The following is an 11,797-nucleotide window of genomic DNA, read 5'->3' on the forward strand; positions in this document are numbered from 1 at the left end:
AATAATCATGAAAAAAGCAAATTCCTTTTTACTTCTTCTCGCATTGTTTGCCATAGCGATACAAGCCTGTAAAAAATCGAATAATGAAGCCCCAACGGTAAGTTATACCGTGACGGTTACTTATCCCGATAACTATGCGCAGGTTAAAGCCGCAAATACCAATGTGACAATCACAAATTCTACAACAAATGCAAAAGTTACAGCCACAGCCAATGCCGATGGTGTAGCTACTTTTGATGCCCTGTTGCCGGGTAATTATCAAATCAGTGCCGAAAAAACAATAAGTGCTGCAGAGGCGCTGACGCTTACGGGAATTGAAACCCAGGTGTTTTTAAATGCCGCTGCAACCAATCAGATCATAACCGCCAATGGCAATGTGAATTTGAAATTGGGCGGTAGTAAAGTGGGTGGCCTGGTCTTCAAACAGATTTACTATACAGGTTCCAGAACGCCTGCCAATGGTACCTATCTGACCGATCAGTTTTATGAAATCTATAACAACTCAACCGAGGTGATTTATGCAGATAGTTTGTATCTGGGCGAAAGTGGTGGCAACCCGGGCCTGTCAGCAAGTTCTACTCCTTTTGGGTTTAACAAAGCTGCTGGTAATGTTTATTTAACCAATGTTTGGATGGTTCCCGGAACAGGAAAATCACACCCGATCAAACCCGGAGAATCAATGGTCATTGCCAGTACCGGTATGAACCATAAATCTGATCCTGCAGGTAATGCCAATTCAGTTGATCTGGGTAAAGGTATTGCTGATTTTGAGTGTTATGTGGCCAGTACAGGTAAAGATGTAGACAATCCGGAAGTCCCCAATATGGAACTGGTATTGTACACTACAGTAACCAACAACTGGATCACCTCTGTTTTTGGTCCGAGTATGGTGATTTTCAAAACGCCTTCTTTCAATTCCCTGAAACAGTTAACTGAGCCTGGAAGTACCAATGCCCGTTTATTTGTTGAAGTACCCGGTGGCAATGTGATCGATGCGGTAGAATCCCTGGCAAATGCAAACGCAGTGAACTTCAAGCGTTTCCCAACAGCGCTTGATGCCGGATTTATGTATTGCTCGGGTTCTTATGTGCGGGAAGCCATTGTACGTAAAGTGCAGTCTACCGTAAACGGCAGAAGGGTGTTACAGGATACAAACAACTCCAGCAATGATTTTGCCGTAAGCAAAACCTTCATTCCTAAAGGCTGGCAATAAAATAATTTAAGATCACTTAAGCATGTTCAACAAAAAAAATATTGCATTATTCCTGCTTTGCCTGACCCTCTTCCTGGCAAAAACAGAATTAAAAGCCCAGGATAAGCAGGCGGATTCTTTAAGGGTCACACCTGCGTATATTTCATGGCTGCAGTATACCGCGCAATGGCAACAAGGGACTAATGCTGCAGGTTTATGGCAGGACAGCATCATGATGTTTGGTAGAACGAAACTTGGCTATAACCAGGAAGATGGTGCCTTTAAAATGGCACAGGAGCCTGAAAGAACCTCGCAGTTTAATTTTGAAACGGAACGTTACCAGAAAATAGGCCGGATGCTTTTTTATGGAAGAGCAGCTTACACGCAACAAAAAGATAAAGGACTCCAGTATTCCGATGTGCTCGATCCTTACCGGGGTACGCCTTATATCCTGGCCGATTCTATTGGCGGGGCGTGGCAAAAACAATTGTATGCACTGCAGGTAAAAGCGGTAAGCCCGGCAATGGCCGGTCAGAGACTGGTGCTTGGTTTGGGGGCTACTTTAAATGTAGGTACCGGTGCCCGTCAAAATGATCCGCGCCCTTTGTCTACCAACAATGAGATTACTTTGACTCCTGGTTTAACCTGGCGCCTGAATAAATCTGGCACATTGGGCATAAACGGGTTATACAGCCACTACCGCGAAGAGGTGTCTCTGGAAGTTAAGAATGGAAATGTCAACCATTACCTGTATAAATCACTTGGATTGGGGCAACTGGAATTTCCAACGGCCTTTACCGCGGGTGCATCCCGTATTTACAGTGGAAATAAACTGGGTGGAGATGTGCAGTATCAGTGGCGTAAAGAAAGCATCAGCTGGCTAACGTCCCTGGGCTACCGAACTTACCAGGAACGGGTTGCGGACGGCACTTCAGTGCCGAGAAAATCGGGTACCTGGAAACAGAAAACCTACCAGTTCAACAGCAGTCTGAATGTGAGGGGCCAAAATCTGCTTCATCGGTTTTCAGTAAGCCTGCAACGCCTGGAAGACACCGGGATTGAGTTTCATGAGTTCTATGATGCGGCAACCAAAACCTGGAAAACGCTACTTGAAGCAGAATTTTACAGTTCCACCTGCGATCAGGCCAGTTTCAGTTATACCTTGATCAAAACGCAACCGGAAAATAGTTTCAACTGGCTTGCTGAGATAGGGGGCAATTATGGATCAGTTGACAAAACTTACCTGATTCCAGCGTCGAAACAGGAAATCAGCCGTGCTGAAGTCTGGTTAACAGCAGCTAAAAACTGGAATTTACCCAATGCCGGAAATTTCCAGGCCAGTATTAAAGGCTTGTATTCAAAAAAACTGGATGCCAGCTTACTGTATATTCCTATTACTGCCGATAGAACATTGCTGGCTCGCGAAGTATTATACCCCGACCAGGCCTATGCAAGTGCAGATTACCTGAGTACCACGCTAAACATTCAATATGGGTTTAAACTGGACAAGGTGAGGAATGTAAGGTTTTTACTGGCTGGTCATTTGACCAACAGGCACAGCATGACCAGCGATCCTGCTTACAACAATGCCAACGGAAATAGAAACTACTGGGGTTTTAGCCTCAGTGCATTATATTAAATATCAAAAATATGAACATTAAAATTAAGATCAGTCTGGCCATTGCGGTTGCTGTTTTTTGTGGGAATTCAACCCTGCAGGCACAACAGATAGAAAAGCCGAATGCCCGCAACACGGCAACCAGTTTTGCCATTGTGGTAGATGATGCCACCTGGAAAGCAGCCAATACAGAGCTGCAGGCTTATAAAGCAGCCCTTGAAAAACAAGGTTTAGGAACTTATATCATTTCGCACAACTGGAAAAAGCCAGAGGAAATCAGAACGATTTTGAAAAAACTGTATGGCCAGAAACCAAAGCTTGAAGGTGCTGTACTGGTAGGCGACATACCTATTCCCATGATCATGAATGCCCAAAGGCTGACTTCTGGTTACAGGCTGGACGAAGCCAAATCTGGCTTAAAGGCTGCAGTGGCTTCAGATCGTTTTTACGACGATTTTAGCCTGGACTTCGATTTCCTGAGCCAGGATAAAGTAAATACGGAACAGTTTTTCTATAGTCTTTCACCCAAAACAGTACCGGTAATCAATATGGACATTTATACTGCCCGTATTAAAGCGCCAAATATCAAGGGGAAAAATAAATATGAAGCCATTAAAGATTACCTGAAAAAAGTTGTAGCAGCCAAAACAGAAAACAACAAACTGAATACGCTGATGGCCTACAGCGGGATGGGATATGGTTCAGAATCTGAAACCACGTGGGCAAGTGAGCAGGTGGCATTGAGGGAGCAATTGCCCAACGTATTTAAAGCGGGATCATCAGCCAGATTCATCAGTTCCAGAAGTCCTGGCGATCTCAAATCCGGTTTGCTGGCCGAAATACAAAGACCTGACCTGGACCTGGCGATTTTCCATCAGCACGGTTATTCCGATATGCAACTGATCAGCGGTTCGCCAAACGTTTCTTTTCCACAGCCTTCTATTGACAACGTACGCCGTTATTTACGCAGCAAAATTCGTCTGGCCAAAAAAAGTGCCCGGGACGTAGAAGAAGCGAAGCAGCATTTTCAGAAAACACTTGGGGTGCCCATGATCTGGATGCAGGATGCTTTGGAGGATTCTGTGGTTAAAGCCGATTCACTCTTTGAAGCCAATGGTAATATCATTATGGAAGACATCGATGCGATTACGCCAAATGCCAGAATGATCATTTTTGACAACTGCTATAACGGTGCGTTTCAGGATGGCGATTACATGTCGGGACATTATATTTTTGGAAATGGCAAAAGCATTGTAGCCATGGCCAACTCCATTAACGTATTACAGGATGTATGGACAACCAACCTGATCGGACTTTTACAGCATGGCGTAAGGGCAGGAATCTGGTTTAAACACCAGGCTTTCCTGGAAACACACATCATTGGTGATCCTACTTTTGCTTTTAGTGCGGGTCCAACAGACTACAATACGGCCATTGTAAATTTAGATGGTAAGCAGGCAATCTGGTCAGATCTGCTGAAATCGAACGACGCGGATTTGCAGGCTATCGCACTTTATAAAATTGCTGAAGCCCAGAATGAGGCCAGCAGCAAACTGCTTAAAGATACTTATTACCATACTGATTTTGCCTCAACCAGGGCCGCGGCCTTTACTTTACTGAGTAAGTTGAACACACCAGACTTTGCAATTGTGCTTAAAGATGCGGTAGATGATCCTTACGAATATATCCGGAGAAAAGCGGTAAACATCATTGGCGATTTTGGAAATGATGAGTTTATACCAGTCCTGGTTCAGTCGGCACTGGAAGACTGGCCATCAAAGCGGGTGATGTACAACCTCAATACTTCGCTGACCTTCATGAATAGTGATCGCGTAATTAATGAACTGAAAGCAAGTCTGCAAAATCCCGGGTTTTCTACACGCAAACTGGAAATTCAAAAGCTGATCGAAAAGCAAAGCGCAAGTCTGGCAAAAGTAGATCGGGATTTGCAATTGATCCAGGATAAAAGCGCAGATCTGAAGAAACGCAGTTTTAACGTTAACACGTTAAGAACTTACAGTTACCACAAACAAATCCCTGCAGCGATTGAAATTATGCTCAATACTGCTGAGCAGGAGCCGCTTAGATTGGCTGCGACCGAAGCTTTGGGCTGGTACCCTTATTCTTATCAGAAACCGCTTATTTTAAACGCTTTGAATAAATTAATGAACGATAAGCTATCCAGCGATGCCCTTAAAAAAGAAGCGCTTCGCTCCAGTTCTTATCTGAAAGCTTTCACAACAGCCACCACATCCAACATGGTGTCTAAATAAATGGATTTGTGCTTGTTCATACATCAGGCCCAGTTTGGCTGTATAAACAAGCACAATCTGCTTTTTAAAAAAATATGACCATCATTCTTTTGTTATTGACGTAAATAGTCCTATACTTGCTTATTATTTTTAATGAATCTAAATAAGTACAGGGGTGTCTTCATTCAAGGAACAGGAGGTTTGGTCTAATTTTCTAAAAGGGGATCAAAAAGAATTTGAACAACTTTATAATGATTATTATGAGGCGCTTAGCAGTTATGCGCTCAGGTTTCATCAGGACATCAATTTTACAGAGGAAGCAATTCAGGATCTTTTTGTAAAGCTCTGGCAAAACCGTGAGCATCTCAGTAAGCCAAAAAGTGTAAAACACTATCTATTTAAATCGTTAAGAAACATCATTTACAATAAATTGTCTGTCGTACGCCACGAAGTTTATGTGGGGAGCGATTGCGACATTGTACCTTTTGAGTTCAACGTTCAGCAGGAAAATCCAGACCACAACCGTTTGCTGGTTAAAAAACTAATGAGCGAATTGACAGACCGGCAAAAAGAAGCTGTTTATCTTTTTTACCAGGAAGATTTGAGCCACCAAGAGGTAGCGGATATTTTAAAGATCAAGGTTGGAGGAACCTATAAACTCCTGTATCGCGCTGTTGATAAAATGCGCGAGCAGATGAACAATTCAAATGTAGAGATCAATCTGATTGCTCCTGCAAAGGCATAAGCCTGCTTGATTCGGTTTTGTTTACAATTACTTAACTTTGTGTACTTATATTTGTTGTTTGAATAAGCAATGAAATTTTATGAAGGAAGATACACTGGTTCAGATCAGCAACAAGATTAAAGAAAAGAGAAGAGAGCAAAACATTACCGTTCAGGAGCTTGCCGACCGCGCTAAAGTAAGTAAAGGATTGATTTCCCAAATTGAAAACTCCAGAACCATACCTTCGCTCATTGTATTGATTGACATCATAAAGGCACTTAACATCGATTTAAACGCCTTTTTTAAGGATTTCAGAACGCATCAGGACCATCAGCTTGTTGTCATTAAACGCGCAACTGATTATGAACATTTTGAAAAGGAAGATGCCGAAGGCTTTTTGTACCAGCGTATTTTTACCCAATCGGTGAATAAGGGCACAGTAGATATCGTATTGCTTGAACTTGAACCGGATGCCAATAGACCTATGGTAGAAACCGAAGCCTATGAATATAAATTCATCCTCAAGGGAAGCATTTCCTATACCATAGACAATACTGTTTATGAACTCTCTGCCGGAGATTCCTTGCTCTTTGATGGTAGAATCCCACATACCCCCACAAATACAGGTAAAGTTAAAGCAAGTATGCTCGTGATTTATTTCTTCGAGGGTAATGAGTCTTAAAATAAATTAACATAAACTTAATATTACAATTCCATATTTCTTGTAAACAATGTTTAGTTTTGCTAAACATTGTTTAATATGAAGAAGAATAAAATAGCCATGGTGGTTTTCGATATGGCGGGAACCACAGTGAACGAAGATAACATCGTTTACAAAACCTTAAGAAATGCCATCAATCACGCTGGCTTTACATTTAGCCTTGACCAGGTACTTGCCCAGGGAGCCGGTAAAGAAAAAAAACAAGCCATCCGTTCTGTACTGGCTACTTATGCAGCAATCCATGATGAGTTGGTCATCTCAAAGATCTATAATGCATTTATGATCAGCCTCAAAGAGGCCTACTCCAGGGAGGACATTTTACCGCAACCCAATGCCACCAGACTTTTCTACGCACTTAAACAACGGAATATTCTGTCGGTACTCAATACCGGATATGATAAAGCTACGGCAAGTTCAATTCTTGAAAAGCTCGGATGGAAAGAAGGATTGGAGTTTGATGCACTGATCACAGCCTCAGATGTTTCATCAAACCGGCCTGATCCGGACATGATTCAGCTTGCAATGAAAAGGTTCAACATCCTCGACGGGAACAGCGTGGTTAAAATTGGAGATTCGACAATTGACATCGAAGAAGGACAAAATGCAGGCTGCGGATTAAGTATTGGCATTACAACAGGCGCGCATACAGCTGCTCAGCTGCAGACGGCTAATCCAGACCAGATCATAAACGACCTGATGGAGCTACTGCCTTTAATTGATTAGTTTTTAGGCAGCTCATTAACTGAAGCTTAACATAAGTTTAGTCTCTCATTAATAAACAAAGTTTAGTTTTGCTAAACAATCGCAAGCAGTCACAAACAAACTAAGAAACACATGAAAAAAGTAAAACAGAAAACCTGCCATAAACGATAAATGGAGGTGTTCTAGCACCTCCATTTGTTAATTGCATCAAAACTAAAATCTGTCAATTCCAATCACAATTACTTCCTAAGGTATGAATAACTTTTTTTTAATACAAAAACGCTTTTATCTAACGGCTATTATTTTTTGTCTGGGCTTAAGCATTTCTTTTGCACAAGGCACATTGCGGGGGAGTGTCTCTGCCGACCGCAGTCCCCTGGCTTTTGCAACAATCAGTGTAGCAAAGTTCAAATTGCAAACCGCATCAGGTCTTGATGGTCAGTTTTCGCTGTCCCTGCCGGAAGGACAACATCAAATTTCTATTTCTATGGTGGGCTATCGTAAAGTAGACACTTTAGTCAATATCCTGAAAGGTAAAACCACCTATCTCAATCAGGTCAATCTTGCTGCTGCCGCTGATTTAGAACAGGTTGTCATCAAAGGAATGTACAGTTCCAGCGAGCGAAAAGCAGTAGCGATGCGAAGAAATTCCACTGCCATTATGGATGTGGCAAGTGCTGATGCCATTGGCAAGCTGCCGGATATCAATGCTGCAGAAGCTGTACAACGTATTCCCGGCGTAAGTATCGACCGCGATCAGGGTGAAGGGCGTTATGTAACCGTTAGGGGAACTCCTTCGCAATGGAGCTCAACAACCATTAACGGCGATCGTATGCCGGCGGCCAAAACATCGGGTGATTTACTGGGAAACCGTACTGTACCAATGGATTTACTCCCTTCTGAATTTATTCAATACATCCAGGTGGTAAAGGCCATCACTCCTGAATATGAAGGTGATGCCATTGGTGGTACCATCAATTTCATCACCCGCACATCACCGGAAAAAAGAACCTTCCGTGTCATGGGGGCCTTGCCTTACGCAGAAAGACCAAAGGATAAATTTGGTTATAACGGAAGTGTACTGTATGGAGATCGCTCGTTAAATGATAAACTGGGCTTTTTGGTATTGGGTAGCATAAACCAGCGTACCTATGGTACTGATGACTACGAAGTTGTTTATGGAAGCCAGTTACACAATGTAACGACACTTGATGTCCGTAATTACCAGGGCACGAGAACGAATAAAGGACTGAATGCATCCTTGGATTACCGACTTATGCCAGGGACTAAATTGTATGCCAGGGGCTATTATACCGAGCTGTTGGACAATGAGCGGAACCGCAAAACCATGCACTATTTTGATCGCGCTACCAACAACGCTGTATTGAGGTGGAACATTGTGGATTATTATTTTAAGAACTATGGCGGCGAGGCCGGTATTGAATCCGTACTGGCTCCTAAATTGAGCATGAATGCACGTTTCGCCTGGTATAAATCATGGGCCGGTTACAAAGGACCTTCCTCTGTTACAAAAGATTTGAGGGGCTATTATTATGGCAACTGGGTGCAGACGGTGAAATATGACAACCTGGTCAACATTGGCGGAAAAGACTACAAGTTTTTAAATGGTGATGGTCCTGCGGGTTATGAAGGCGATGAACCGAATAATATCCAGACACACTTTTCTCCTTCAACTCCTTACAGCGCCGATAACTATTATCTGGACAGGTTTGTAACTTCCATTCGTAACATTACCGAAAATGATCAGGTGGCCGCAGTAGATTTTAAATACCAGGTCTTAAGCAACCTGCTCCTGAAATTCGGAGGTAAATTCAGATACAAAACCAGTGCTTACGATTACCGGTATGTGACCTGGATTTATAAGTCGACTGCGCCGAAAGCCTACCTGCCATTGTGGGAAAAAGAAGCTTTTCCTGCAAAGAACTGGTTTCCGGAGTTGAACAATGCTTACGATAATCTGAAATTTGATTACCCGACTGCACAGTCCTTTATCGATCCAAATAGTATACCCGCTGTTACCCAAAACTTAACCTATACCTTAAACGATGCAAGCAACTCTTCTTATGCAACCGGAAATTATCAGGCTACTGAAAAGGTTGGTGCAGGTTATCTTATGGGCGAGTGGGATTTGAGACCGCAATTGAAAATGGTAGGGGGGATGCGCTTTGAATATACTTCTGATCTGTCCAACAGCTTTCTGTATAATGACATTACCAAAAAGGTAAGTCCGGTTTCCGGAAGTAAACAGGTACCTGCTGTACTGCCAATGTTGCATCTGATTTATAAACCAAACGATCAAACCGATATCCGTGCCGCAGTTACCCGCACTTTTGCAAGGCCAGCATTTAATGAAATCAGTCCCACAACCAGGGTAAATCCGAATACGTTAACGACAACGCTTGGAAACCCGGATCTGCGCCCAACTTTCTCCTGGAACTATGACTTGATTGGCAGTTATTACCTGAACACCACCAGCTATTTGACCGGAGGTCTATTTTACAAAAAGATCAGGGATGCAGTATATACCCAATCCTTTACACAAAGCCAGACTGTAGATGGTACCACTGCGAACTTCCAGGTATCGCAACCCCTGAATTCGGATAACGCCATGCTTTATGGCTTTGAATTGGGCTACAACCAGAAGTTTACCTTCCTGCCTGGATTGCTTAGCGGAATAGGTCTAAGCCTGAACTATACTTATACCAAATCGGAAACAACACTGGACGACCGCCCTGGAGAAAAGATCGGTTTGTTAAACCAGTCGCCAAATATTGTAAACGCTGCGCTGTTTTATGAAAAAGACCGTTTCTCTTTCCGTATAGCAGCAAATTACCGTCAGGCATTCCTTGTAGAAGTTCGTGATAACAGCGGAGCAGATCGTTATCAGGATAAAGATTTTCACCTGGACATCAATACCTCGTATAATTTGCCAAAAAATATCACTGTATTTCTGGATGCAAACAACTTAACCAATGCACCGCTTCGCTATTATCACGGTGTGAAAAGCAGGCCGGAACAAGTGGAGTATTATTCAGCAAGGGGACGTATTGGCGTAAACTGGAGTTTCTAATCAGAAAGAATTTAACATAACATCATGAAAAATATTTTTATTTACACCGCATTTTTACTTAGCTTATTCACCTATGGCTGTAAAGACAATCCGGAACTGGCAGCCCTGCAAGCTCCGGATCAGCGAAAGGAAGGTGCTGACCTGACAATCAAGGCCAGTCAGTATCAACTCGCTGCAAAGGGCTTAAGCATAGCTACGGTATCAAGCGGAAATACATTCAATTACGAAGGCAGAACGGTCAACGTGAAGACCTATTCACGAAATGTGGGCGACACCAAAAATAGCCCGGTTTTTAAATATGGCGATTTGCTAAACAGGGCGATCTCCTATAAAAATGCACACCCGCAAACCGATGTACAGGTAAAGTTTGCGATGTATAAGATCGGTTTCAATTCTTACGTGGGTTTTAATCCGGCAGATCCTTCTTACGGCTACGTGAAGGGAAATGACCATGGTGGCGACAGCTCGGAAAAGTTGATCTATTCTATCGTAAAAGCGGCACTGAATCAGGTTCAGATTGATTTTGTATATCAATTTGATGTGTCAGAGAGTGTATTTAATTACATCAATGGTTTTATGGAAGATCCATGCCTAACAGATCCGACAAAAAAGGTCAAAGATTATTTGAAGATGCGAAAAGTCGATTGGGGAACTGCTGCTTATCAACAGATGCACGCAAAGTTCATGACAGTGAGCCACTATACGGGAGATACTGAAGATGTGATGAACACGGTATTCAGTACCACCGGTAATGTGGATGATCATGGAAATGATGGGATTCCAAGCGGAAAGGACTGGGTGCAATCTGGTATCTTGATTAACGGACATGCAGAACTGATGGCCTCATTCAATAAATACTTTAAGCTCATTTTTGACAACAATGCCAATCAGACAAATTTCCATACTGCAGTAAGGGACATGCACAGCAGCAATAGCTTAAATTATGACGATTTACATTTCAGCAGCTACTTTACACCAATTCCTGTTTCTCCGGCAGGAAATTATGTGGCTGGTCAACCCGATAGCGCGGCCGTTCAGGGGAATGCCTGGGATCCGGCATTCAATCCGGTAGCCAGGTATGTTTCGCAAATGGCCACGGTTGGGGGCGACCGCTATTTAAAAGTAAATATGTACCACCTTAAAATGGACAACTACGGTAAGAAATTTTACAACGAACTGCAAAGCATTTACCAGTCACCTGGTAGTGGCCTGAGGCATTTCCGGTTTTTGGCCAAGGAGAATTCCTACCAGTCTACCCGGCCATTGAGTGTTTTTAACTCCATCGGGATCATGAGATATATCAAGCCTACACACGCAAAAAATATCACTTTTGCTTTCAGCGGAATCAGTACTTATTATACGCTGACCGGTTCAACCAATCTTAAACTGGATGAAAATGCTTCCAAGGCAAATTCTACAATCGTGGTCAAAGAATACACTACTGATCATCCCGTTTACAATGCCTATAAGGATATTTTTGAATACCAGTTTTAGCAG

General features: G+C 42.8%; 8 protein-coding genes. All 8 read left to right on the top strand.

The window, feature by feature from the left end:
* Positions 1 to 7: 7 nt before the first annotated feature.
* Positions 8 to 1,213 (top strand): DUF4876 domain-containing protein, encoded by a 1,206-nt coding sequence (locus IM797_RS20415; RefSeq protein WP_194129033.1) that lies wholly within the window; start codon positions 8 to 10, stop codon positions 1,211 to 1,213.
* 22 nt (positions 1,214 to 1,235) lie between these two features.
* A complete protein-coding gene (locus tag IM797_RS20420; protein WP_194129035.1) occupies positions 1,236 to 2,831 on the top strand; it encodes a DUF6850 family outer membrane beta-barrel protein in 1,596 nt (531 codons plus the stop codon).
* An 11-nt stretch (positions 2,832 to 2,842) separates the two neighbouring features.
* Positions 2,843 to 5,083, top strand: coding sequence for a HEAT repeat domain-containing protein (locus IM797_RS20425; protein WP_194129036.1), 2,241 nt, complete (start codon positions 2,843 to 2,845; stop codon positions 5,081 to 5,083).
* Between the two features lie 154 nt (positions 5,084 to 5,237).
* A complete protein-coding gene (locus tag IM797_RS20430) occupies positions 5,238 to 5,807 on the top strand; it encodes a sigma-70 family RNA polymerase sigma factor (protein WP_194129037.1) in 570 nt (189 codons plus the stop codon).
* Between the two features lie 79 nt (positions 5,808 to 5,886).
* Complete coding sequence (locus tag IM797_RS20435; protein WP_194129039.1) at positions 5,887 to 6,468, top strand: helix-turn-helix domain-containing protein; 582 nt, start codon at positions 5,887 to 5,889, stop codon at positions 6,466 to 6,468.
* A 78-nt stretch (positions 6,469 to 6,546) separates the two neighbouring features.
* Positions 6,547 to 7,230, top strand: a complete 684-nt coding sequence (locus IM797_RS20440) for an HAD-IA family hydrolase (protein ID WP_228098996.1) — start codon at positions 6,547 to 6,549, stop codon at positions 7,228 to 7,230.
* A 232-nt stretch (positions 7,231 to 7,462) separates the two neighbouring features.
* Positions 7,463 to 10,300: a TonB-dependent receptor gene (locus IM797_RS20445; protein WP_194129040.1), complete on the top strand. Its 2,838-nt coding sequence runs from the start codon at positions 7,463 to 7,465 to the stop codon at positions 10,298 to 10,300.
* A gap of 24 nt (positions 10,301 to 10,324) precedes the next feature.
* A complete protein-coding gene (locus tag IM797_RS20450; protein WP_194129041.1) occupies positions 10,325 to 11,794 on the top strand; it encodes a hypothetical protein in 1,470 nt (489 codons plus the stop codon).
* The last annotated feature ends 3 nt before the right edge of the window (positions 11,795 to 11,797 follow it).

The organism is Pedobacter sp. MC2016-24 (genome assembly GCF_015223055.1).
GTDB lineage: Bacteria > Bacteroidota > Bacteroidia > Sphingobacteriales > Sphingobacteriaceae > Pedobacter.

What these genes read in the sequence shown, in the direction of transcription:
- IM797_RS20415 (WP_194129033.1), top strand. Translation starts at nt 8, where the DNA reads ATGAAAAAAGCAAATTCCTTTTTACTTCTTCTCGCATTGTTTGCCATA.
- IM797_RS20420 (WP_194129035.1), top strand. Translation starts at nt 1,236, where the DNA reads ATGTTCAACAAAAAAAATATTGCATTATTCCTGCTTTGCCTGACCCTC.
- IM797_RS20425 (WP_194129036.1), top strand. Translation starts at nt 2,843, where the DNA reads ATGAACATTAAAATTAAGATCAGTCTGGCCATTGCGGTTGCTGTTTTT.
- IM797_RS20435 (WP_194129039.1), top strand. Translation starts at nt 5,887, where the DNA reads ATGAAGGAAGATACACTGGTTCAGATCAGCAACAAGATTAAAGAAAAG.
- IM797_RS20440 (WP_228098996.1), top strand. Translation starts at nt 6,547, where the DNA reads ATGAAGAAGAATAAAATAGCCATGGTGGTTTTCGATATGGCGGGAACC.
- IM797_RS20445 (WP_194129040.1), top strand. Translation starts at nt 7,463, where the DNA reads ATGAATAACTTTTTTTTAATACAAAAACGCTTTTATCTAACGGCTATT.
- IM797_RS20450 (WP_194129041.1), top strand. Translation starts at nt 10,325, where the DNA reads ATGAAAAATATTTTTATTTACACCGCATTTTTACTTAGCTTATTCACC.